Below are 23,814 nucleotides of genomic sequence, written 5' to 3'. Positions count from 1 at the left end.
CATGCAGAATCAGGAACACAACGAATCCGAATTTTCCAGCCCTCTGGCTTGGATCATTAAAGAAATGGGACTAGAGAAGGTCCTGGGTGAAAATGAAGAAAAACGACTGGCGGACGAAAAGTTTATCGAAGAAGCCCGCGAGCGGCAGCGCCAGTTTGAACTCCGCATGCAGAACCCCGCCCCGCAGCCCGACCCGGTGCCCGCCGAAGTAACGGCGCGTTGGCAGCAGGCTTTAGCCTGGCAGAAAACCATGGAAGAATTAAACTTGCTGAATGACATCTCCGACGGTTGGCACCGAGTCCGTATTGCCACTCAGGACGGCAGCCAGTGCATTGATATGGAGGTAATTGTGACCGATAATAAGGTGGATTGGACCTTCTTCGATAATCACCAGGAAAAGTGTATTTACAAAAGTCGACAGATTCATAACGGGGTATGCCTGATTGATGAAACCTTTTTTGGCAGCACGTCCCCAGCCCTGCCGACCTTTTCGGTGCTGTACGTTTATTTCATGTTTGAGTAACACCCACACCTCTCTTCATGGTTTCTCCTCTTATTGCCGAAAAACCTAAGCCGTCGGAAACCCCGCAGCCCAAATCGGTGCCCAGGCAGCCCTCGAACCAGGAGCCGGATTGGTACCCCGAAGTCACCGAATTCAAAATCAATCCGCAAGTTGCGACGGTGCTTCGGTCCTACCACCGCAATGTGGGCAAAATGCAGGGCGATCTGGATTCGGCCATCCAGCAAGGCGGTAGCGCAAAACGCAAGGCCCTGGAAGAAATCGCCAACCTGAGTGATAGTCTGTTGGGGTCCCGCTCCAACCGCAACTGGTTATCGGGTTACCGGGTCTTGTCAAAAGAGGAAGTAACTGCACCCAGCGTTACGGCTGGCCAGGCTATTCGCGGTACGATCACCAACGGCGTGGCCGATATGATCGAAACCCTGCCCAAGCTTACGCTGGCGCAGTTTGAGCTGCAAAAAGGACTGGTTAATAAAGGAATCTCGCTGCTCACCGGCAAGGAGCCGAAACAGGGATCCATTAATCTGAAAGAATGGGAGGACGTCAACCAGGCCATCGAAAAAACCGTCGAGCCGCTGCGCACCTACGTTTCGGAGAACTACAACCAGCCACTGGTCAGCTACGATGAAAAGGACGGCATCGGCTTTCATTTGAACGTCGATTCGGTGGTCGGCACCTTCAGTCAGGTGTTAAACTTTCTGGCACCGGCGGTGCTGACGGCGGGCGTTGGCTCGGTGGCCAGCATGGGGGCCAAGGCGGGTTTAAAAGCGGCGACCACCGCAGCCGCCCGGACCACGAGTGCCGCTAAACTGGCCACGATTGGTCAGCGAATGACGATGGCCACCGGGGCCACCTCGTTTTTACAGTCCTACCCCGCCTACGCCCGGGAAGCCCAGCAGGCCGGGTTGAACATTCGCGATGCAACTTTGCTGGCCTTACCGACGGCGGCCCTGGTTTCGGTGATTGAAACGGCCTCGGTGCCGGCACTGGCCAAATCGCTGGGTCTTTCCGAAGGCATCACCCGGCAGGCGATCCGGCAAGTGGGTAAAAAAGAACTGACGGCGGGCCTGCAAAAGCTCGTTGGAACCACCGTGACGCCGGACCTGCTGCTGGAAACCATCAAAGGTGTTGGTAAAAATACGGCCCAGAACCTGACCAAAAAGGAAGAGATAGGCTTGATGGCCAAACTACTGGGCGGTGCCGGCCGGCGCGTGGGTAATGGTTTTTTAGAGCAGGGTCTGACCGAAGGGGGTGAGGAAGCGGTTCAGTCGCTCATTGAAAACGGGGCTAAAGATCTCTACAATACGTTTTTCGTCCAGTCCGGCCAGCAGGATGCCCGTTTTGCGGATGTGAGCTGGCAGCGGTATGTGTTCGATTCACTCTACGGTTCCGCCCTGGGGGCGATCGTCGGGACCGGCATGGGGACGTTGATCCAGAGCCGTCAGGCGGACCCGACGCTGTTTGGCTATATTGCCGCCGATTACCGAACCCGGGCTCAGGATGGCGAGTCGATGGAGCAAATGCTGGGCGACGAACAAAATCCCGGCAGCCTGGCGATTTTCGGGGTGCTCGACGAGGCCCGGCAAAAAGGCGAGGTAACCTCCGAACAGGCCACGCAGCTACGCGGTAAGATTGCCCTGATGGCTGACACCGCCCGCCTGTTTGATCAGGTGGAAGCCTTCACCGACTCGGACCGGGCGGCCATGTTCGATCTGGCGCAAAACCGGCAGCAACTCGGCCAGCGGGCCGCCTGGGTGGCGGATGTTCGGTCGAAAGTCGATCAGATGGAGCAGGCGCTGGCGTCGGGCAGTCTAAACCCCGCCGAGCGGTTGCAGCAGCAGATTGAACGTCAGAAGCTACTGGCGGATCCGCTGATTGGCGGAGATCTGGCCGGGGCCGAAGCGCAGGTGGAAGCCCAGCAGCAGGCGCTGCAAACCCTCGACGAGTTGACCATGAACAGTTACACCCGCCTGGACCTGGAGCGGGACACCTTGCAGGGTTTTTACCTCAACAATCGATCGGCTTACCTGACCCAGGCCGACCCCGAACAGGACCCGTTTGAGCCGCACGGCAGAACCCATGATTCGAAACTTGGCCTGGACGTGGTTTTTGATAAGAACCGGAAAATTTTCCGGCAGGTAGAGCCGACGGGCGGAGAAATCAACGTGCCGGCCACGCTGGATGCGGGGGGTAAATACGTGCCCGCCCAGCGTAGCCCGGTTCGCTACGAACTGTCCCGCCCGGTCAATGATCTGGAGCAATACGCTGCGCTCAATAAAGCCCTGGGTGATCCGGGCAGCCAAACCAATATCGGGGATCCGACGGCGGATTACTACCAGAACGCCCGTCCGTATGCCCTGGCTGATAACGGACCGGAAGCGGGCTGGCTGGCCGACGGGCAGACGCTGCTGGAGAACCTGACCGCGGCGGCTGGGGATAAGCGTCAAACCCGGCAACTGGCCCAGGCGCAGACATTGGCTAAAGCCTATCTGCGGGACAGTTCTTTTCTGGCCAGTAATCCCACCTACGGCGAAGCATATGCGGATACGCGAAGCGAACTCGAAACTTTGCTTGGCGTTCAGCAAACCCAATCGACTCCGCCACCAATTCCCCAGAACCAAACATCCGAGGTGGATTCTGCTACCGATAAAGCCGACATTTCAGATTCGGATTGGCAGTCGTTTGTGGAAATCGGGCAACTGGACGCAACGAATGAACTTGTGACGCTGGACGACATCGCGGAGCGGATCACCGCCGGGCAGCCCTTAACGGCCCGGCAACAGGCCGTCCGGCAAGCATACGCAGCCGCCATTGAAAGTCGTTTGCGGGCCGCAGCGCAGCCTGAAATCCCAATCGAAACGAATCTACAACCAACGCAATCCCGCTATGAAACCAGTACCCCTCAACCAGTACAGTCAGTTGCTGCCACACCACCAGCGGTCCAACCTGACTACGCTGATCAACTCGACCGCTGGCATGGAACTAACGCTGCACTCCAGACACAAAACGAACTTGAAGCGACTCTCCGGGCTGCGGAGCAAATTGGAGAAATCACCGAAGGCGACCTCGGAACCCTTCAGCGGGTTGTTGAAGCGGCTGAACGCTCAGATTCTGCAATCGGAGCGGTTGTTGGCGAGCCACCTGCGGAGTTTGCAGAACAATCCGCTAACCAGAGCAATGCTGCGGAGCGAACAGCAACGCTCCGGCAGATATGGCCGTCGCTGAACGAAGATGCGCAGATCGAAGCCGCCAGCCTGGCTCAGCAGTACCTGGATGGCTACGAAGGTGGTAACCTGTCGGTGATCGAAAAGCAGATTTACGGCAGCATCAGCAAGTTTAAAGACCTGAAAAAGGGCTGGGAACGCTGGGCGGATATCAATGCGTTTACCTCGACAATTGCCAAGGCTTACGCCGCTCCCAAAGACCAATCTTCGGCACTGAGGCTGGATCAGTTCGTCAGTGTGTTGCAGGAAGACATACCTAGCTTGACTGAGCAGGACGTGGTCGACTTTATGACCAAATTTCCGTCAGGTCCAGCGTCCGCCAAAACCTACGGGTTGTCCCATTTGCGGCAGCAGTTTGCCCTATTGACGGGCAAAGAACTCAACGCCCTATCAGCGCAAAACGTTCTGGCATGGCAAGGCGAAAATCCGAAGCCAATGCCCGACGGTGCAGAAGATATAGCAGAATTTGCCTTGGAAACGGCTGAACAACTCATCAATGGTTTGGAAGATGCCGATTTTGAACTATTGGGCCAATGGGTCGAAGAGTATCAAACTCAATACGGCGAAGACTGGCTGATCCGGCTCACGCAGGACTCGGAGAATTTGCAACCCCCACTTCCCGAAAATATCAACCGTTTACTTCGTCAAACGGTTGAATCTCTTATCTTTGATGGAAACGTCGCGCTTTATGACAACACCCGACAACAGTTTGCCCAACTCGCGGAAGAGCCCCGCAACGACTCTGGCGTTGGCGGCAATACTGCAATCGAAAATCAACCGGCTACAACCCCAACCGACGGGAGTATCCAGCAAATCATCGACACTGAGCCGATTGTCCAGACTCTTGAACGTCAGGCGGAGACTCTTGAAAACCAAGCAAATCTTACAGAAAAAGCAGACCTTGCCGCCCAGCTTGAACCAGTAGTCGACGAACAAGTTGCTGTTACTGAAGCCGAAATTGCGGCCGAAGCCAGCGCTGACCCCGTAACCGCCGATTCGGTTGCGCCAATCGACATTGCGCTGGCTGATGCGGGACTTCGCGCTGATGTCAAATCCCAGCAAATCGAAGAGTTACGCAGCCAGATCACCGAGCAGCCCGACCCGGTTATTCAGGCGGCTATCGCCAACAATATTCCCGCCTACAAATTCCAATCGGTCGTTGACGCCTTCCGCTCCGGCCAAATTACGCCGGAGCAATCCCAGCAACTCATTGAGCAATCAACGGCGGGCCAGATTCGGACCGTTGAGCAATTGGAGGCCACGCTACCGGGCGTTGAACCAGCGGCGTATCAGGCGATTGAAGATGCGTTTGCCAACGGCTATTTAACGACCATTCTCACGCAGGGCAGTCAATTGGCGTCAATCCAAGCCGTCGTTAATCCGGCTGAAGCCTTGCTGGCTCAGACCCAAACCGAACTTTCCGAAATCCAGAGCGAAATCGCCGGGCTGCAGCAGCAGAAACTGGCCGTGGCGGAGCAGATTGTATCGGAAGCAGAAGTTGAACCAGTTCAGCCCGAGACTTCCCAGCCCGTCGTTGAAGAAAACGTAACAACGGAAACCGTCACCACTGAAAATGAAGGTGTGGCCGCCGAAGAAGCCGTTGCCGAAATTGTCGATAACAGCGAAGCGGTACCCGTCACCCCTGAATCTGCCGATGCTGAACTGTCTGCCGAACAACAGGCCGAGGGCGAAGAAACATTAGATCGTCTGACTGATTTTGGGCAGAAAATTGGAGCCGCCCGAAAAGACACCGCCGAACGCGGCTACACCCGCGCAAAAGCCGAAGCCGACGGACAACCCGGCTGGGCCAAAAAATACAAGGTTTTTGAGAATAAAAACAAAACCTTTGAAGTCGCCATTACCAAAGGCAATCAGTTTCGCACCGTCAAACGCGGGTTTACTACGGAAGCCGAGGCCTATGCCGCCATTCCGTTAATTGCGGTTTCATCGAATCACCGGGTTTACCAAAAATCCGAAGGCAACTACGCCATTTACCGGGTTTACAGCAATGGGAAGACGTGGACTGTTCAGGAAAACTTTGCCACCCGCGATGCCGCCCTGCAATACATGGCGGAGAATCCGCAGGAAATTATCACCAAAAAGTCTCCGGTCGTTGAGCGGCCCCACTTGGACAATCTCCAGCGCAATCGGCCTGATTACCGGGACGGCAAAAACGCTACCCCCGAAATGCTGATGAGCACGTTCGGGTTCCGTGGCGGAGAATTTGGAAACTGGCTGGCAGCCGAAGAACGGCAGATTGTGCTGAACATGGCCTACGATGCTTTTATGGACTTGGCCGACGTGCTGGGCGTTCCACCCGCCACACTCAGTCTGGGCGGAGAACTGTCAATCGGATTTGGCAGCCGGGGCAAAGGGTTGTCGGCCGCCCAGGCTCATTACGAACCTGCCCGCGCCGTTATTAACCTGACGAAAGTAAAGGGAGCGGGCTCGCTTGCTCACGAATGGTTTCACGCCTTTGACAACTTCTTTGCCCGCCAGGATGGAAAGGCAGCCCCAGCCCGAAACGAGCAGGGCACATTCGACCTGACGACCAAAGACCGAACCTATTTCAGCCACGGCAAATCCATCCGATCGGGAGTACGTCCCGAGGTTTCGGCTGCTTTTGATACAGCATGGAAAGTGATTACGAGCAAAACCGTTCAACGGCAGGCCGACGTCAATAAAGCAGAGGGTGCGTTTTGGAAAACAGGTGAAGCGTTAAAAGCGGCCATCGCTGATTTGCGAAAACCGTTGACCAGCCCACCTTCCTACCGCAAAAAACAATCCCCGGCCACCGCCGAGCAATTGGAACAGTTTGACGCGCTGACGGCTCAATTATTGACCGGAGACTTGGGCGAACGAAAGTGGGTACCACGCCCCGGATCCAAGTTTAAAGGCGACTATTATTTTGATGCCGAAAAAGCCTTGTACAACATTTACAAAGCCGGCACCGGTCGAAGCATCAACGAATACGACAATGTATCCGGCCCACTTTTTCGCCATCAGAAAGCCTTTGCTGAAATGCAGCGGGCCGAGGCTGGAATCGCGCAGACCGCTACTGTTAAAACTGATTTTGTCACCAACGCCCAGAAACTGGATCAGGGCCGGGCATCGGCGTACTGGACGAGTCCGCATGAATTAATGGCGCGGGCTTTTGAGTCCTTTGTTCAGGATAAAATTGCCGAGCAGGGTGAGAGTCAATATCTGGTTCACAGTGCCGACAATCTGTTCTACGCTTTGTTCGACCAGCGGCCTTATCCCGAAGGGCAAGAAAGGATTGACATCAACGCGGCAATGGAGGGAATATTCAGCGGCTTGTTGACCAAAATTGATGATTCCGGAAACTCTGTTTTATTTCAACTTCCTAATGATGTTGAAGGGGCAGCGGCTATTTCGCCGGTTGTTTCTACTTCAAAAAGCCTGCAAGCCGACGTCAAATCGGAACTGGATTCATTCGTTGCCAGCCTGAAAATATTCGATTCTACTATCCCGATATCGGTAAATTCGGCCGAATACCAGCATGCACTAGCGGACAGTGGGGCTTTGCGGCTGACAAATGGAATTCGCCCCCGCGGCTTTGAGTGGAACAGCCGGGTTTATTTGGATCCCACACAGGCCACGGGGCAAACTGCCCTGCACGAAGTGGGCCACGTCTGGACAAATCTGACTGAGCGGCTGTTTCCTGATTTGTTTGCCCAGGGAGAGAGTCTGATTCGCGATACGATTTATTTCAGTCAGTTAAATCAACAGGCCTACTACAAAACACTACCACTCCGCCAGAAAGTAAAAGAGGCCATGGCGCGGGCGATTGAAGACAAAGGCGCCCGGTTTGTCACCCCCAGCCGCAAAAATGCCTTCTGGAGCTGGTTGCAGGAATTGGGGCGAACGCTGGCGGAGTGGGCCGGCATCCTGCCACAAAAAGATCCCCTGGACCTATCGATCGACGAGTGGGTCGGGCAGGTGATCCAGAAAAGCCGGGGGCAGAATCTAGCCGATGTGGCCACCGAACTTACCGACGCTCAGACCAGGGGCCAACCCCAGTTTCAACTAGCCGGTCCGGTTTCCAGTCTAGACACCCGGCGGGCCACGGCCGAAAGCCGGTTGTCGGCTCCGCCCCCGGGCCTAACGCCCGACCTGATCAACACGCCCCTGGCGCTGTGGACCCCGGCGGATCAAGCGTTTGTACAGCAAATTTCCGGTGAAACGGGCTGGAAGCTAACAGGGCCGGGGCAACTGGCGTGGCAGGACCCGAAAAACCTGTATTTTCTGGCCGGGGGGCGGACGGTTCAACTCGACAATTACCAACTCGGGCAGCTGGTGTCCACGGGTTTTGGTGATGCCTACCAGGCCGACCAGAAGGGCTACTTTAACAAGGGTCGGCTCTTTCAGTCGATGACCAAACTGATGCGCAACTGGACCAACCTGGAAACGTTTATTGGCTGGCTGGATGATCAGAGCGGCACGTTGAAAGAGCTGATTCAGGGGGTGAAAACCGAATCGATGCGCCGGGCCGCTTACGCGTCGATCACCCTGCAACCCCTGCGCAACCAGGCCGAAAAGCGGCTGGCCAACTTCTCCGACGAATTATCCGGACCGGGCATGGCCCGGACCTTGTCGGTCCGCACCTGGACCTATGATCCGGCCGGTACGGTCATCGAACAGGAAATTACCCTGCCCATCAGCGTGGCCATGGGAGCCGTGCTGTCGGCCGATACGCTGGCTGCCAGTGGCGAAATACCGGCTCACGTGACGACTGGTCAGCCCATCGCCGAACAGTTGTATACGCGCAACGCCGACGGCTCGCTAACCCCCCGGGCCAGTGGCTCCTTTTACGAAGATGCCCAAGGCAACCGGCAGGATTTGCTGTTTGATCAGAGCCAGATCGACCAGCTTCGCCAGCGCTTTGAAACCGGCTTCGGGGGCTACGCAGGGGAACCGGGTGCCTACCAGGCGATCAAGGATTTCTTCAATAACCCGGGCATCAACAGGATGCTGGAAGCCGAAAACGCCGTATTGAGGCCCAACCGTTCGCTGGATACTGCCCCGTTTTTTTATCCGGTTTCTAGCAGCAAAGCGGGCTTGTCCGGCCAGGCCGGTTCTCGGACGCTGGCCAACAGCAAAGTGTTTGTCGACCGCCAGGCGCTGGATGAGCGTCAGCAGCAGGAACTGCGAACGGGTATTGCGCTGAAAGACCCAGTGCGGCTGATGGGTGAGTATGCTTCCGCGGTCGATGATGTGCTGCAGTACGGCAGGCTGGTCCAGAACCTGGAGCGGCTGGCTACCGCTCTTGATTTGACCTACACGGGTCCGGAGAAAAAACAAATTCTGCGCTACCTCAGGCGGAGGATCGATGATTACCAGAACCACAAACAAAAGCGGGCCGAAGCTTACGAAGATAACGGTTTTGTGCGTTCGGTAGAAAACTGGTCCCGGCGTTACATCCAGTCGGTCTTTTCGGTCAATATCAAACTGCCTCTGTTGCAATCCGGGACGTATGTCAGCGCCTACGGATTGGGAACCATCCGATCCGAATTCCTCAACAAAGCGGCCGGCATTGCCCTGAAGCTGGCGAAAGGAGCGTATACGGACTTAACGGCCCAATCGATTCTGAACACAGGGGAAGATGATTACCGCACCAAACTGCTGGGCCAGGAAACCAACGAAGCCCCGTACGTCCGCTGGCTGCAGGGTGAACATATCCAGGACGAAACGCTGCGGCAACGGCACCGCGAAAAGTTCGCCACGATCATCTACCGGATTTCCGGCGGGCAAACGCTGCATACGGGCGATATCGAACTGCGGGATCTGGGCCTGAACGGTACCACACTGACCAAAGCTCAGCAGGGCTTGAAATATCTGGATGGCCTGGCCGACCAGTGGGGAACCGGGGCCATGAAGCGTAGCGATCGCGGGGTGATTCTGGCGTTTGTCGAAGCGGCCAAGTACCAGGCCGACGCCGAGGGGCTGGATGCCAACAGCGACGCCTATGCCGATCGCGTAGCGGATCTGGCTGAGCGGACCATGTTCGCCACCAACCAGATGTCGCAGCTCACCGAGCAGACCGCCATGCAGCTCTCCAATGACTTTTTTTCCAAAGTGGTGGGGTTATTTAGTGGGCAATCACAGAAACTGCTCAACACCCTGATGCAGGCGCTGACCACCTGGATCAAAGCTCCGGGCGGTTCACCCGCAGCCGACGAAGCGCTGAAACGGCTGGCCTTTTCGTTTGGGACCGGTGTGCTGTTTAACGCCCTGTATGTTTCTTCGTTGGGGGCATTAGGCACGACGCTGATGGCGCTGCTGTCCGGCGATGAGCCCAAAGAGCCCGACGAGATTGTCCAGCAGATCGGTTTTGATTTTGTGCGAAACGTGGTGGGCATGGCCCCGGGGATGGGAGAAATGGCAGTCAACTACTGGCTGAATCAGCATGACACCATTCGCGGTAATGAGGACATGCTGGACGTTCTGGCGTTTGAGACCATTACCGAAGGCATTGACGGGGCGGACGCCATCGGCGGCATTCTCCTGGCCGAAGACGACGAGAAACGGCAGAAGGCCATTGACTCAGCCATTTACAACATCACCAGTTTTGCCGCTCATGCCACGGGAACGCCGTCGAGTATTTGGCGGCTTGGCCGGGAGCATTTGACGATTGACGAGGATGATGAGTGATCTTTGCTACAACGGTCCTATATCCACGACCTAAGACAAAATGATGGTCATGTTCGAAAAAACGGGCAAATCAGCGAATGCAGCCAATTCGGACCCGGTAAAAAAGAACGCCAATTTGAAGGGGGGAAAAGAGAAGGGGCCCTGAAAGTCAAGACCCGTTGCAATAAGATATTTTTAGCCGATCGGAGGGAGGTGCTACAAAAAATCCTCTGCTATTTATTCCGGTCGGTTTCGGCGAATAAAGTACTTATTTCCTTTGCAAATGGATGGTCTTTTCGAAAAATGACAGCAGCAAACTGACGCTTTTCTTCCCGGTTGAATTCCAACATTCTATATTGGGTATCATATTTCCGGAACCAGCGTCTGAAAAGTCGGCTGCGGGTCTGCTCCTGATCGTCGGCTTCGCTACAAACGTAAACCAAAACCAAGCTAGGATTGTCCTCAAAAGCATTAACGAGGGTAGCTAAAAGAGTAGCTTCAATTCTGGGGTCCTGCTGACCGACATTCCCCTTGATTTCTGATAGGAGAGATACTTCATATACATCATCAGCAAAGGGAGTTTGCGCATAATACCCTTCCTGAAAAGCTATTCGCAAATTGTACCGAATTCCTTCGTCTGTGGTAAATAGGTATCCTTCCTCACCCTGCGTGAGAAGATACGGTTCTGAGCCTGAGGAGCCTGGCTGGGGCTGGTCGTTGGGATTCTTCTCCACTTTCGACATAATTCTTTAACTGTTCCTTGCGCTCGGCCATCTTGTCAAAGATTTCCCGCGCGCGTTTCGTTGGTGTTGCCATATCTCAGTCCGGTAGTGATATGCCCCCGGCCAGAGATAGAGCGTATAACAAGAGATTGAACGATTTTCGCTCAAAACACCCGTTTTCCGCGCCAGCTACCCCTTAGCCAGATTGATTTTGTGGTATTGCAATATTACACACAAATAACGCGGATTTTTCTGAAAAAGTTGAAGATTCAAAAAAACGCGGGAAAACGGATCCTTGAAAATCTTTTGAGTGCCGAGATTAGGGGCAAAATAGGCACTCAAAACAGGTGTTGTCAGGAGTTGTCAAAAAAGTTACCCCAAATCAAATAAAAATCTACGCTGTATTTTATGTTCTGTGCCATTGGATAATTAGGTTGTTACTGCAAAAGTCACTCATAGGCCCCCGGAAAACAGGATATCAAACGACCTGGACGGTACAGACTGTCAAAGGGTCGGCCCTACTGCTGATTAGTGGGTTCGCTTGCCAGGCAAAACTATTTGATCGCCGGACGAAACGGGGTAACAACTCGAACCAAACGTTACCTGCTACAAAAAACCGCAGCTTCCCCCATGCAAGTGGTGACAGTCGCTGTGCCGAATTTTAAACCTCGAATTTGACAGCACAAAATTGCCCCGGCTCGATCCGGAAAAACAGGACATCAGGCGACCAGTCGAAAGCCGGTTTGACCTAAAGACCTTTTTGCCCAGGCAAAATCTGTCCAAGGCCGAATCTTCAACTTTTTGGAGCCTCATTTTCCAGCGTGAAGATTGAGGGGGCAATGGATAAATCCGGGTGACAACTCGAACGGAGATTGTTGGGGATTGGCTTGTTTTTGAGCTTAGGTAAATGACGATGGGGTAATCGACACGGCGATGTACTATGTTACTCAGCTTGAAGAGGCTAAAATGGTTTTGTAGAGCGTTAATGATGGAAAGTTGAGACAAAAGCTATATTCCTGACTAAATGAGAAAGATCGCTACTTGGGTGTTTGTCTACCTAAATTGCTTTGTCGTTGGTTGTGCCGTTGCCCAGCGTTCGGCAAATCTTGATCCTGTTGTTAATTTCAACACGTTTTGGCAAACCTATCAAGCCAGGTATGCGACCTTCGACATGAAACACGTTGATTGGCAGCAGCAGTACAACCGGTACGCACCGCTGGTCGACACTACGACACCGCCCGAGCGCCTATTCTCGATTCTGGCGGAGATGATAAAGCCCTTGAATGATGCCCATGTCCGCTTAGCCGACCGCAGTTTGAAGCCACCCAAGTACGTCTGGCCCCGTAAACCTTCGGTTTACTCGAATCTGTTTCAGTTCAACCGGGATTCAGTGCAAACCTACTGGCAGGCAACCGATTCGACTTTGTCGAAACAGGGTTTTGAGCCGCTGAAAGCCAGTGGGGGCACCTACGAAGATGGAGGAAGGCAGTTCTATTATGCCCGATCGGCTAATTACGGCTATATCCGCATCAGCTCCTGTACATTTGGAAAAGGCGGATCAGGCCCCAGGTTGAGAGAGTTGGACAGTATCCTGACTTACTTCGGCCCCATCAAAGGACTACTGCTGGACATTCGCTTTAATCAAGGAGGGGGTGACCGGTTCGCGTTTGGGGTAGCCGGTCGCTTTGTAGAAAAAGGTCAGGTTGGCTATTACCGCTTCCGGAGACGCAAGCATGGGGGCTATACGGATTTTGTTAAGTTGACCACCTTTCGCTTACGTCCGAAAGGTCGTCGTCGGCTGACCCAAACGCCGATTGCTGTATTAACCAACGACCGAACGGTAAGTGCCGGTGATAATCTGGCGCTGATCATGCACCGCTTACCGATGGTTCGACTGATTGGCGAGAATACCGAAGGCAGCTTTGACGGCTTTCGATTTAAGCAGCTCCCGAATGGGTGGTTTTATTCTGTGCCTGATAAGCGCATTCATGACTCGGCCGACCAGTGTTATGAGGGAATAGGGGTGCCTGTCGATGTTAAGGTAGTGGTTAACAAGGAAGATTTAAGGATTAGCTACGATCCAATTATCGTCAAAGCACTAACTGATTTTACATCCCGCTAACCTATAATTCTGCCCATTTAGCCAAAGAACTTCTTTACGCCCAAATCTTAACGGAGAAGCACGATCTGATCTAACAATATCTTGGTTTGTTCTAAGCAAGATCGTTCAACAGTGGGACTATTTGGACCTGTTCTGGGCGGTGGTTTTAATTGGGATTCAAAATCCCTTTTAGATTGTTATAATATAGCAAACGATTTCCATCCTTAGCAGCCTTATGATCGATTCGAATCAATACGCCTATGCCGTCATCGACCAAACCAGTGGCACCACCTTTGACACCAATTCGGCGATCACGGCGCAGCGCTTTTTAGGCGTTGTCGCCCGCGAGTATTCAGGCGAAAACCAAACCATCGCTTTCCATGCTTTCCTTCGTCAACCTGGTGGTGAGCATAAACTCCAAGCGAAATTGGAAATCGAAAACGGGACGGTTGTCAGTGCACACGCGGAGCCGGAGTTCATCCACCAGGTTGAAAAGGAGAAACAGCAGCTGAAAGACACGGGGGCGGATCAGATTTACTAAGAGCAATCGCTGATCCCTTTACAGGATAAAGTATCGATTTAATTACCGGCCGCGCGTTTTTGTAATTTTTCGTCGGGCAGTCGCTGATCAACTCCACCTTTTATCCCCTCTTCAATTTTTGAAGTGGTCGCCTGGAGTTAGGTCAATTACTTAAATGGTGGTTAAGCCGCTTCACTGCTGGCATAGTGCCTCTAATCTGATTTTAAAACCCCCGTTTTTGGGGTATTTAAAACATCACATAATGTATTAATCAATTCGACAGGGAAGGCCTGAATTCGGGTAATGTCTCAGTTCGATTTTGCCTGATGGGTTTCTAATACTTCATCTAAATTAATTTCTTTTCATCACGGTGGCGCGCCTTCATTTGATCGCGTACTATCCGTTGGTCTACTATTATTTTTTTTTAGCCGTTCTGGCAGCTTGAATTTTATGTAATCGGCAGACACCGGCTCTGTATCCACTCTTCTATCGAAATCTTCACGGACTAATCTCCAAACTTTTTTTGATTGTCGCCAAAGTGTCCCATTCCCAAATTTGACGTTTGTATAACTTTAAATGGGCATTGAAAGAAGTGAGAAATTGATGATCCATTGTGCTTAATTCTAAATAGTGATGAAGTTAATCTGTTAATGCGACAATCTGCTGAATCGTCATTGGCTTCTTTGCCAGCCCCGCTTCCATTGCAGGGGTTACCCATAGAGAATCATATAACTTGCAGAAGTTGTAATAGACAAAGTGTAAGGCAATTGCGTGGCAATGGTTCTCAATCTTCTTTGAGAAAGCGTTCGTAAGGCGCGTAAACCGGCGCATATGAATCCGCATCGTCTGGTTCTGCCGTTCAACGTAGGAGGTAGAGATATAATCTTCGTCGGGGCGACCTGCAACAACATTCTTTTTATTGCCTGCAAATAGAGGCTGGCTATACCGGCGTTCGTTGCCTAAGCCTTCTGCTGTGCCGTAAATCTTTACCAGTTGAGCGCAATCAATGTGGCCTTCAAACGTTGACTCAACCGCCGTTAAATACGGTTTGTGACCGTCCGTAGTTAACTGAATGCGGTTAGAAATCCGGCTTTTAATGTCCTGCATAAATTCCATTGCAGATTCTTCATCCCGGTTGCCCACGTACCAGCTAACAATCAGCTTGCTATCCGCATCAATGCCTGTCCACGTCCAAACGTCACCCGCTTTATCCGGTGCAGCTGCGGCATCTTCTACATTCTTTTCTTTGGCATAAACAAAGCTCCAAATCTCGTCACACTTCACCCGCTTGCTTTCTACGCCTATTACCGTAGCATCGTGGAGGCGTTGGCAAGCTGCGCCCACATCAACCAGCAACTTAGTAACCGTGTTGATCGAAACGTCAGCAATCCGTGACGTAGCGCGTAGGCTCATGCCTTCAACCAGCAGTTGAATGATTTGGGTGCGTTTGGCAATTGGTAGCTTGTTCATGATGTAAATATACTATAATGTGCATAACCACTCAAGCATATATTCATTTTAAATTACATTCACAATTCTGATTATTTTTGTACAAATATTTGCATTTTCATTGTAAATTCGTAAATTTGGTAGTGTAGAAAGTTGATTTTTTTTGTACGAAGCCGATGAACTTTACTAATCAAGACGATATAGATGCCTATTTGGACAGGATTTTGCAGTCGAACACTCCCTCTTTACAGGAGCTGTTTGATAAGAAGCTGAGTGAATTAAAAATAGCCAAGACAACTGCTTTTAATTTGATGGGTGTTCACACAACCACTATGAAGGGTGTGTTAACTGGGTCGCAAAAACAAGTTGACGTCAGAAATTTGGTTAAGCTGGCTAACTTTCTACAGTTACCACTAGAACAAGTTGTAGGCTTATATATAAAAGCTGTTGAGAAGAATTTTCCAGTTAACAGCATAACTGCCAATGAAGTCAATTTTATTAAAGATAACTTTGATTTAGCTGTCTTAAAAAAAGCAGGTTTAATTGATAATATCTCTGACTTTGATCATATTAAAAATCGTATTATGGCGCGTTTAGGGATACGGTCAATTTTTGAATACAAGCGACCCGTTATTGATGTAGCTTTTTCGTCAGTTGCTTTTAAACCGGAGAGCAACCTTACACGTGCTTTTTGGATTAACTCAGCTTTGGCTACTTTGAGTGAGATTAAAAACCCAAATGCTTATGACAGGGAAGCATTGATAAAATTATTTCCCCGTATAAGCTGGTATAGTACTAATGTTGAGTATGGACTATTAGAGGTTTCAAAATTACTTTTCAAACTAGGCATTACTGTTATCTATCAACCTCCATTACAGGCGTTAAAAATAAACGGAGCAACGTTTAATCATAATGGTAAACCTGCAATCATACTAAGCAATCACAGGGGGTTTTACGGCACTCTTTGGATTGCTTTAATTCACGAACTTTATCACATTCTTTTTGATTGGCCGGAAATAAAAGAAAATAAATATCATCTCACTGATGACGATAACGAACAGCTATCAGTAAAAGAGAGAGAGACGGAAGCCGATAATTTCGCTCGTGAATATTTATTGCCAAATGAGAAGTACGAAGCCATTCGTCGTTATTTGAATGACTATGAATATATAAAAGAGTTTGGAATCGCTAATCATGTCGAACCTAGCATTATTTATGTATTCAATGCTCGTGATACTCAGTCAACTAACCGTAATGCGTGGGCTAGAGTCAACAAGTTTTCCCCCAAGCTTGACCAATGTAAAAAGCCTATTAATTGGCATTGGAATGATGAGCGATCTATTGAAGAAGCAATACCACAATTTTTACATGAATATAACTCTTAATTATTATGGGAATCAGCAAACAAAACAAGTATAGTAAAAATGTCGATTCAGACCAGGATATTAGCCAACCAAACGTAAGTAAACACGTTGAACTAACCGAAGAGCAGAGACTTCAAAGAGCATTTGAAACTGGAAAGCTTTTTGAAGAAAAAGCAGGTCTGATTAAGACTCGTGCAGAGCGAGAAAAGCAGAAAAAAGAAGAGATTGTTGAGCTACAAAGTGGACTCAGATTTACTGTTGGCGAAATAGAAAGAATAATTTCGCTCGACCCCCAGCCTTATGACCCTCTTTATTCATACGAGTATTCTTATTTTAAGGAGTTGTATCGCGTTTATTATCCAGATCGGGATTACAAGGAATATCCAAAGCCTTTCTATGTTGGAAAGCTTTTTAATGAATTGATTTATGATAGTCGGTTTGATAAAACTATACTACCCAAATTAAATATTTTGAATCCATTGATTACTGGAAAGAGGAAGCGGAAACATTTCCAACACTTCAATCCAGAAGGTCGTAAAGAGTGTGAACAGTATAGAGACCAAACCACTGACGTGCTAAAAGAAAGTCCAGAGGGGCAGCCGTATGAATTTAGGAAAAAGCTGTACGAAAAATATAAAGTGCCTTATCAGTTAGATTTTTTTAAAGAGCAGAAGAAAAGTTAGTCCTCTTTCTTCTTCCACCGCTTTTGTGCCGCCTTCTGAGCAATCTCCCTGCGTTGTTCAGGAGTTAGCTTTGACGCGCGCGCCTTTCCTCCCTTAAGCCCTCCTAATCTTCCTAGCGCAACGGCAGCCGGATTTTTCGTATCTTCGGGGGTGTAGTTATCGGCTTCACCGGTCGCAATGTCAGCAATGAGCTTAGCAAGCTGATTGGTGTCTTTGGGTCTGTTTGTCTTTGCCATACCACAAAGATAGAATGCTTCCTTGAACGGTCAAGCATTTTCAAAATCACATACATATAAACTCAATCACACCTGCTTGTGAGCAATCATCAAATTTAGTACATTTGCTAATATTACATTTAAGCTACACCATTAAATGCTCGATAATCCAGAAGAAATAGGAAAGCATATTCGTGATATTCGAAAATCTCGTGGAATGACTCAGAAAGATCTGGCTGACAAATTAGGCTTAGCTCATCCTACTATAGTTTTTTATGAAAAAGGAAGAAATAACTTTACCGTTGAAACCCTGAAAAAAATCGGCGACGCTTTAGGCTATGATTTGAATGTCACGTTTACAATTAAAAAAAGCAGCTAATTTTTTGCCAAAATATGTTGTATATAAGCTATATTTATTATATCTTTGTTCAACAAATCAGAAGAAACACAAAAGCTGCATAGGTCCGAAAGGTTGCCCGGCAAAGTAAGTAGACTCTGATTGGCTAAAATGAAAAACCCAACGCTGCTCTGCCAGGATACAAGCGTTGGGAGTGGTTTCAAAACTAATCTGGTATTAATCATGGAAAAACGAGAGCAAAACTACTCTGGGAAAGGGCAAACTACAAACTTGCCACAACAAAATTCACTAGCGGACGGCCGTTCAATAGCCGCAACTCCCTCAGCTGATCCGTCCGATGGGACCATCATCTACCGCTTAACCAAGCCCGGGCATCAACTGCTGGAAAAATTTGCTCCAACGGTAATTTCGGACCGTTCCATTGCGATCAACGATGATCAGATGATTCAGGACATGATCGACCTGGAACGGAGTCACGACGCCTTTACTCCTTACATCACCGACCTCTACCTGCACAAGATTTTTGACAATATGCTGTCTGTTTTAGAAGACGATACCGAGCGGGCCGAAGCCGTTTTTAAACTTTACCGCTACCTGACTAATCTGATTGCCATCGCGAATCGCACCGCACGAGGACGCGGTGAATCTTCCCGGTACTGGGGCAAATCCCAGAACCAAAGCGCCTGATCAACTTGCCGGCATATAGTGTTCCCCTGCATCAGGGGAACACATTTCCTCTATCTTCTCATCTTTATGAACCGCTCGACCAACCTCAAGCCTGAGCAGGACTATGCCCTGCTGCTGGAGCAAACTACATCCTCTCCAGTCAATCCTTTTGGTAAATCAGCCGTTAAAAGTGTTACCGCACCGGTTATTACCAAGACCATTCTGCGGAGCATTTCACCCCAGGAAGCCACGATCGTCGTTCAGGAAATGGCCCGGCTCTTGGATGCGTTTTCTGGCCAGGAATACAGCGAATTGCTGCGCTATGTGTTAGTCAAAGTTCAGGAGACCAAAAAGCTTCGTAAACGTTTTTCGGTCGACAACCTGTCAGCTATTCTATTACTGATCGAGTCCTTCTCCCGGGTTGGGCAAACTTTTGAAATGCGCAAGAAAGGAGGGCATACGCTATGAATGCTCTGTCCTGCAATCGCCCGGCAGTCCCGGCTACTTCCCGCAAAAAATACACATTGGAATCAGTTCGCACGGAGTTAATCAGCCAGCTGAACGCGGCAATCGCAGCAACGGTCAGGCGAAAAAACACCGGTATTGATGTCGGTATATCGCTGCTGCTTGTACGCATTCAACGTGTGAACGAACGGATCGCCCGGCGCGAAATGGCCAAAGCAGTGTCCACCATTGTGAGCAAGCAAGACATCCTGGCCGATCAGATTTTTAATCAACACCAGACATCACCCGATGCTCTAAACGCTGAACTGGCCCAAGTGTCGCGAATGATCGATACGTTCTGTCTAGACCTGCACGGCTAATTACGTATATAAACACTCGTTAGCAAATCCTGCCCAATAAGGAATATTCTTCAAACTCCTCTTCTCACCCCTGTTTCTGCCGTATTCCCAACAGGAAGGGGTATGAAACACCACCACCTCTAATCATGGCACAAAAAACCTATCTCGGCGCTATCAGCGTGGCCGATGCCGCTAAAAAACTGGGTCTAACCCGACCGGCCTTATTTAGCTGGCTACAAAAAGAAATGATCGTCGAGCACGACGGCCGCAGTAATATTCCCGATCCGAAGTACATCGAAGCCGGCTGGTTTAAAACCAAGGAGAATTTCTTCTGGCGAAATGCCATCGAGATCAAAACCGTCACCCTATACGTGACGCCGGTGGGGCTGCGTGAAATCAAAAAATGGCTGGCCGGTACCGGTCTGGCTCCTCAATTAAACCTTGAACTGTCAACCAAAAAATGAGAACCAGAGCAATTAGCCGGTTGGCGGCCGTTTACCTTGCCCTTATCGCCCAAAAATCTACGAAGCCGCAGGAAAGTCAGTCGTGGACCAAAATGAGATTTAAGCGTTGCCTGATCTGGTTTGACTGGTGGATGGTGCGGCATGACAGAAAAGTACTGGTGCTTTATTTTGTTGGCATAATCGTATTCCTGCTGATACTCAGGGCCTGATTTGTTAGCGATGAAAGGAAATTTTAAAATTATTTTAAGCAATAAAATATTACTATTACTAATAACCATTAAAATGCATAACACTATTTAAAATGTTGGTTATTAGAATAATATCTTGCATATACCGCAAATATATGCTACTAATAAAGAGTTTAAAACTTAATATTAAAGTATTTAATATTGGCTATCATCAAAATTTAACGGCACGGTTTTAGTTTAGTAGTATGCAAAACGTGGCAGTTTCATTATCAAACAGTTTCCATAAGAGCAGGTCATTTCGGGTGCCGCCCATGGATTAACAGATACATAAATTAAAAAAAGATGCAAAGTAGAGTTACGCTGGGAGTCGAGTTTGATACCAAGAAGACGCCCGATCCCAATATGGGAATTATCAAAATTAGGGTTACTTACAGGCGTGTAAAGCGTCCTTATACTACTGGCATCAAAGTTTCCAATGATTTTTGGCAACGGTTAAAAAAATAGGGCCTCTGCTGGATAATCGGGTTAAGGACCTGGAAATTATTCGCGTCCATCGCGAAATATATGGCTATTTTGATATGGCGGGTCAGCATGTTGAAGGCTATCTGGACCGGTATCGGAATGTCATCAATAAATTAGGGGCCGATTTTTCGTTTGCATCACTAAAGCTTGGAATAGAATATTACGGACGAATTGATCCTGATTTAAAAGTTAGACAAGATGTTTTTCGGGCACTGGATCTTAAGTTCGAGGATCTTTATTTAAATGACCGCATTCGAACTGCTAATCAGTTTAAGCATCTTTCCGGATCACTCCAGCGCTTTTTACGGTCCTTATCGCCAATCAAGTTAATCGACTTCAAATTACAGATTCGCGGAAAAGAGATTCCGTTGAGCTTTTTGAATATTACTCCCCCGTTTTTGGAACATTACGAACGGTGGATGTTAAAGTTTGGGCGGGCTCCTCGATCACCCTATGGCCAGGAAGAGCCAGCAAACTCGACGACAGTTGGGATCTATTTAAGAAGTTTGCGATGCATTATTAACGATGCAATTGCGAAAAATGTCATTGATAGATCCGTGTACCCTTTCGGTCGCCGGAAATATGTAATTCCTTCCGGTCTAAAACCTAAAAAGGCGCTAAGCGCCCGTGACCTGGAACTGATCAAAACCTATGAACCCGAAAACGAACGTGAACGCAAAGCACTTGATTTTTGGCTGTTCACCTATTACTCGTCGGGAATCAATATGGCTGATATCTGCCAATTGAGATGGAACGATATTGACGAAAACGGGGCGTATTTTACATTTATCCGGCAAAAGACCAAGCACTCCACCAAAAGTAACTCGCGTTTTATTCGGGTTTATCTTCGGTCAGAAGCCTGGAAAGTCATTGAACGTCAGGGTAATCCAAGCTGCCGGAACGGTTATGTTTTTCCGTTCTATAACAGCGCCGAAACACCGACCGATAAGGTAAGAGCCTGCTCCTACGCAGTAGAAATTGTTAATAATAGTATGAAAGTGATTGCTCAGAAATTGAGCATTGCCTCTCCTTTAACCACCTATGTAGCGCGCCATTCGTTTGGTACTACGATGCTGCGGAAAGGCACTCCGCTGAAAATGATCAGCGATAGCTATGGCCACACCAGTATTGTTACCACGGAAAACTACCTGGCCCTTTTTGAAGAAGACGAGGTTATGAAATTCGCCAATATGCTGTAGTAAAGTGGCTTTTTCTATTCCCAAATTGGGAGGCCTGCTAATCAGAAGCATTTGGTAATCTTTGACGGAACAAGGACAAAGTAAGACCACTAAATCAAGCAAATAAGTGTAAGGGTAGTATCAAGGCCACCCTTGCACTTATTTGTCAATCCTACAGAGCCGCATTACTGGTTAAAGAAAATCAAAATTCGTAAGAAAAAATCCGCACACCGGATGAAAGGACCAGCTAATTCCAAGAGTCTGGAAAAACTAAATTTTGAATCCTGTAACTTCTTTTTGATTGTTTTTTAGACTGCGAGGGCTTAATGCCTGACCCTTTACGGGCCGGTTTTTCGGCTGCCATGGCTTGAGTTGTATTTTGAACTCAGCTCTTCGCAGTCCGGTAGTGAAGAGAGTTTTCGGCATCGGGTGCGCAAGCTGGTTCCGTTAAACGTGAACTCAACAGCTACCCCTTAGCCGAATTTTGAGCCGTCCCACTCGGGACGATTATGCAGTAAATATAATGCTGGTATCGATTCGTGTCAATAGCAGGCTGAATCGTTAATGTGGGTAAAACCCACGTTATAAAAACACAACGCGGTAAAGGAATAATGCAAGCAAAGTTTTGTTTAAACAGGCGACCATTCGGGCTCTCAAGTATCCCATGCAGTCAAGGTTTTAAAGTCGGGGTCCGGATGTTTAATAATACGACAATTTAGCTAATAGTTATGGTCCTCTGCTAAATCACCATGCACATGATAAAAATGTACAAAACATTACATTTTGAGCGGGGCAAAAGGGTGTCCACTTGAATGGACACCCTTGAAGGAAAATAAAAGATCATATTTCTACGTGGTTGGCATCTTGCCGTAAACACCGGATCTCTTCTATTCCTTAGTACTGCATATTTACAGATTAAACGGCCCAAAAAACCGATATTTGTTTAAACATTTAAACAGGTACTTTTCACATAGGAGTAGCAAAAAAGCCATACCCTTGCGGTATGGCTTGACTCTCTACCAGATTTGTTATACCCTGATCGAGAGTAGTTTATTAACTTGACACCAGGTCGTATTTAAATGGTATCTTCTCTAGGGTGGCTATGCTGATGTGCGGCCAGACGGCTCGTTCTGGAAACTCGTCCTCGCGGGGATGGAAAAAGTGCAGCATGACGACTTGCGAGTACTGCAACCGCATCCTTGGATTCCCGTTTATATCCTTCTCGGCGAGTTCCTGAATCCAAAATGTCGACTTCATGCTCACTGGCTCAGCCTCTCGAACCGAGAATGGAGCATTCGTTATACCGGCACTCTTACGGGTCGTGTCGACGGTCAATGTCGTTGTTTTAACAATGGTCACGTCTTTATTGGCGAAGCGAAGTAATTCGTTCATGTCGGCGGGACTGAATCCAGGAAAGCCAGGGACGGCCGAGAAGGTCCCCTTAAAAGGGAAATCAATATAATGCTTATACGGCTCGAGATAAGGGTCAGACTTGAAGTCGTAATCTGGAGTGAGTACGTCTTCGAAGCGACCTGATGGCAATCCACTTAAAGGTGGAATCTCCGGCATACCTTTAAAATAAGCTGATTTACCAAGGGCAAGAACAGAGTTTCCGTGTGGAATCGATGCCAGTCGTGCGACATCAAGTTCGACTTGGGTGACTTGGTCGCCCTTGATTTGATCATCTTTGGCCCTGCGATTCTTATCGTACAGCCACAAGCCCGGTTCGTGGTGGATGGGTAGTCCTGGCTTCCCCGCGAGACCGTTGCTGTCAGGTCTGTCTTCCGCTATGGTCTGCGCGATTTTCTGCTGATAATCAAGCGTAACAACGGCTTGGTCAAAGCCGTCGACAACGTCGGGTCTCTGAAGACCTCGATTAGGAACATCGTCGTCGACAAAGGTGAATTGAAGTTCTTCGTCATACTGATTCATCAGCACCCGAAATTTAAAACCTGCTGGTGAAGGCGGAGCGTTATGGAACGGAAGCGCGATCATGTTCCATCCTGTACCCTTTCCGGTCCAGACGCCTAATAGGTCTTTGAGCGGTCCAAGCTGTTCGGGTAAGGGAGCCTCTCGATTGGTTAATTTTTCTCGCTTAGGGGGCAAGTTGACATCGCCAAACTTACGGGTTCTAATGTCACCTTGTTTGTCTTTATCCTTAGTAGCCTTATCCATAAGTGATCTTT

At 49.3% G+C, this 23,814-nt stretch carries 16 protein-coding genes; 12 read left to right on the top strand and 4 right to left on the bottom strand.

Translation table 11 applies throughout. From position 1 onward, the window contains the following. Window position 1 precedes the first annotated feature (1 nt). Together ACYVHX_RS21245 and ACYVHX_RS21240 are read left to right on the top strand one after the other, a co-directional pair. Window positions 2-523, top strand: coding sequence for a hypothetical protein (locus ACYVHX_RS21245; RefSeq protein ID WP_460673702.1), 522 nt, complete (start codon window positions 2-4; stop codon window positions 521-523). Window positions 524-540: 17 nt separating this feature from the next. Continuing rightward, the gene (locus ACYVHX_RS21240) at window positions 541-10,416 is read left to right on the top strand and encodes an LPD1 domain-containing protein (protein WP_460673701.1); all 9,876 of its coding nucleotides are present in this window, start codon (window positions 541-543) and stop codon (window positions 10,414-10,416) included. A gap of 212 nt (window positions 10,417-10,628) precedes the next feature. Here the strand turns inward: ACYVHX_RS21240 and ACYVHX_RS21235 are convergent, their stop codons facing one another. Continuing rightward, window positions 10,629-11,138, bottom strand: a complete 510-nt coding sequence (locus ACYVHX_RS21235) for a DUF6169 family protein (protein ID WP_460673700.1) — start codon at window positions 11,136-11,138, stop codon at window positions 10,629-10,631. A 1,003-nt stretch (window positions 11,139-12,141) separates the two neighbouring features. Here ACYVHX_RS21235 and ACYVHX_RS21230 point away from each other — a divergent pair. Beyond that, window positions 12,142-13,239: a S41 family peptidase gene (locus tag ACYVHX_RS21230; protein ID WP_460673699.1), complete on the top strand. Its 1,098-nt coding sequence runs from the start codon at window positions 12,142-12,144 to the stop codon at window positions 13,237-13,239. Between the two features lie 214 nt (window positions 13,240-13,453). Continuing rightward, on the top strand, window positions 13,454-13,759 hold the full coding sequence (locus tag ACYVHX_RS21225; protein ID WP_460673698.1) for a hypothetical protein: 306 nt from the start codon (window positions 13,454-13,456) through the stop codon (window positions 13,757-13,759). 618 nt (window positions 13,760-14,377) lie between these two features. Here the strand turns inward: ACYVHX_RS21225 and ACYVHX_RS21220 are convergent. Beyond that, the gene (locus tag ACYVHX_RS21220) at window positions 14,378-15,208 is read right to left on the bottom strand and encodes an IS1 family transposase (RefSeq protein WP_460673697.1); all 831 of its coding nucleotides are present in this window, start codon (window positions 15,206-15,208) and stop codon (window positions 14,378-14,380) included. A gap of 155 nt (window positions 15,209-15,363) precedes the next feature. On the opposite strand from ACYVHX_RS21220, the gene ACYVHX_RS21215 reads away from it, so the two are divergent. Together ACYVHX_RS21215 and ACYVHX_RS21210 are read left to right on the top strand one after the other, a co-directional pair. Beyond that, the gene (locus ACYVHX_RS21215; RefSeq protein WP_460673696.1) at window positions 15,364-16,572 is read left to right on the top strand and encodes an ImmA/IrrE family metallo-endopeptidase; all 1,209 of its coding nucleotides are present in this window, start codon (window positions 15,364-15,366) and stop codon (window positions 16,570-16,572) included. Between the two features lie 5 nt (window positions 16,573-16,577). Then, window positions 16,578-17,234 carry a P63C domain-containing protein gene (locus ACYVHX_RS21210; protein WP_460673695.1) on the top strand — a complete coding sequence of 219 codons (657 nt, stop codon included), beginning with the start codon at window positions 16,578-16,580 and terminating at the stop codon, window positions 17,232-17,234. Here the strand turns inward: ACYVHX_RS21210 and ACYVHX_RS21205 are convergent. Continuing rightward, entirely contained in the window at window positions 17,231-17,470 is a 240-nt protein-coding gene (locus ACYVHX_RS21205) for a hypothetical protein (protein ID WP_460673694.1), read from the bottom strand. The genes ACYVHX_RS21210 and ACYVHX_RS21205 overlap by 4 nt on opposite strands. A gap of 136 nt (window positions 17,471-17,606) precedes the next feature. Between ACYVHX_RS21205 and ACYVHX_RS21200 the strand changes: the two genes are divergently transcribed. The 6 genes from ACYVHX_RS21200 to ACYVHX_RS21175 all read left to right on the top strand — a co-directional run bounded on the left by ACYVHX_RS21200 (window position 17,607) and on the right by ACYVHX_RS21175 (window position 21,649). Next, on the top strand, window positions 17,607-17,828 hold the full coding sequence (locus ACYVHX_RS21200) for a helix-turn-helix domain-containing protein (RefSeq protein WP_460673693.1): 222 nt from the start codon (window positions 17,607-17,609) through the stop codon (window positions 17,826-17,828). 201 nt (window positions 17,829-18,029) lie between these two features. Next, a complete protein-coding gene (locus ACYVHX_RS21195; protein WP_460673692.1) occupies window positions 18,030-18,494 on the top strand; it encodes a hypothetical protein in 465 nt (154 codons plus the stop codon). Window positions 18,495-18,560: 66 nt separating this feature from the next. Next, window positions 18,561-18,941 carry a hypothetical protein gene (locus tag ACYVHX_RS21190; RefSeq protein ID WP_460673691.1) on the top strand — a complete coding sequence of 127 codons (381 nt, stop codon included), beginning with the start codon at window positions 18,561-18,563 and terminating at the stop codon, window positions 18,939-18,941. Next, entirely contained in the window at window positions 18,938-19,297 is a 360-nt protein-coding gene (locus ACYVHX_RS21185) for a hypothetical protein (RefSeq protein WP_460673690.1), read from the top strand. The genes ACYVHX_RS21190 and ACYVHX_RS21185 overlap by 4 nt, the downstream gene beginning before the upstream one ends. A gap of 125 nt (window positions 19,298-19,422) precedes the next feature. Further along, on the top strand, window positions 19,423-19,740 hold the full coding sequence (locus tag ACYVHX_RS21180) for a phage antirepressor KilAC domain-containing protein (RefSeq protein WP_460673689.1): 318 nt from the start codon (window positions 19,423-19,425) through the stop codon (window positions 19,738-19,740). 670 nt (window positions 19,741-20,410) lie between these two features. Then, entirely contained in the window at window positions 20,411-21,649 is a 1,239-nt protein-coding gene (locus ACYVHX_RS21175; protein WP_460673688.1) for a tyrosine-type recombinase/integrase, read from the top strand. Window positions 21,650-22,681: 1,032 nt separating this feature from the next. Here ACYVHX_RS21175 and ACYVHX_RS21170 read toward each other — a convergent pair. Further along, window positions 22,682-23,803, bottom strand: a complete 1,122-nt coding sequence (locus ACYVHX_RS21170) for a heme-binding protein (RefSeq protein ID WP_460673687.1) — start codon at window positions 23,801-23,803, stop codon at window positions 22,682-22,684. Between the last annotated feature and the right edge of the window lie 11 nt (window positions 23,804-23,814).

This window comes from Larkinella ripae, assembly GCF_054780775.1.
Note: the sequence above shows the minus strand (reverse complement) of the source record. Positions and strands in the feature narration are given on the sequence as shown.

What these genes read in the sequence shown, in the direction of transcription:
- ACYVHX_RS21210 (WP_460673695.1), top strand. Translation starts at nt 16,578, where the DNA reads ATGGGAATCAGCAAACAAAACAAGTATAGTAAAAATGTCGATTCAGAC.
- ACYVHX_RS21195 (WP_460673692.1), top strand. Translation starts at nt 18,030, where the DNA reads ATGGAAAAACGAGAGCAAAACTACTCTGGGAAAGGGCAAACTACAAAC.
- ACYVHX_RS21230 (WP_460673699.1), top strand. Translation starts at nt 12,142, where the DNA reads ATGAGAAAGATCGCTACTTGGGTGTTTGTCTACCTAAATTGCTTTGTC.
- ACYVHX_RS21185 (WP_460673690.1), top strand. Translation starts at nt 18,938, where the DNA reads ATGAATGCTCTGTCCTGCAATCGCCCGGCAGTCCCGGCTACTTCCCGC.
- ACYVHX_RS21245 (WP_460673702.1), top strand. Translation starts at nt 2, where the DNA reads ATGCAGAATCAGGAACACAACGAATCCGAATTTTCCAGCCCTCTGGCT.
- ACYVHX_RS21240 (WP_460673701.1), top strand. Translation starts at nt 541, where the DNA reads ATGGTTTCTCCTCTTATTGCCGAAAAACCTAAGCCGTCGGAAACCCCG.
- ACYVHX_RS21235 (WP_460673700.1), bottom strand. Translation starts at nt 11,138, where the DNA reads ATGTCGAAAGTGGAGAAGAATCCCAACGACCAGCCCCAGCCAGGCTCC.
- ACYVHX_RS21170 (WP_460673687.1), bottom strand. Translation starts at nt 23,803, where the DNA reads ATGGATAAGGCTACTAAGGATAAAGACAAACAAGGTGACATTAGAACC.
- ACYVHX_RS21205 (WP_460673694.1), bottom strand. Translation starts at nt 17,470, where the DNA reads ATGGCAAAGACAAACAGACCCAAAGACACCAATCAGCTTGCTAAGCTC.
- ACYVHX_RS21225 (WP_460673698.1), top strand. Translation starts at nt 13,454, where the DNA reads ATGATCGATTCGAATCAATACGCCTATGCCGTCATCGACCAAACCAGT.
- ACYVHX_RS21215 (WP_460673696.1), top strand. Translation starts at nt 15,364, where the DNA reads ATGAACTTTACTAATCAAGACGATATAGATGCCTATTTGGACAGGATT.
- ACYVHX_RS21180 (WP_460673689.1), top strand. Translation starts at nt 19,423, where the DNA reads ATGGCACAAAAAACCTATCTCGGCGCTATCAGCGTGGCCGATGCCGCT.
- ACYVHX_RS21200 (WP_460673693.1), top strand. Translation starts at nt 17,607, where the DNA reads ATGCTCGATAATCCAGAAGAAATAGGAAAGCATATTCGTGATATTCGA.
- ACYVHX_RS21220 (WP_460673697.1), bottom strand. Translation starts at nt 15,208, where the DNA reads ATGAACAAGCTACCAATTGCCAAACGCACCCAAATCATTCAACTGCTG.
- ACYVHX_RS21190 (WP_460673691.1), top strand. Translation starts at nt 18,561, where the DNA reads ATGAACCGCTCGACCAACCTCAAGCCTGAGCAGGACTATGCCCTGCTG.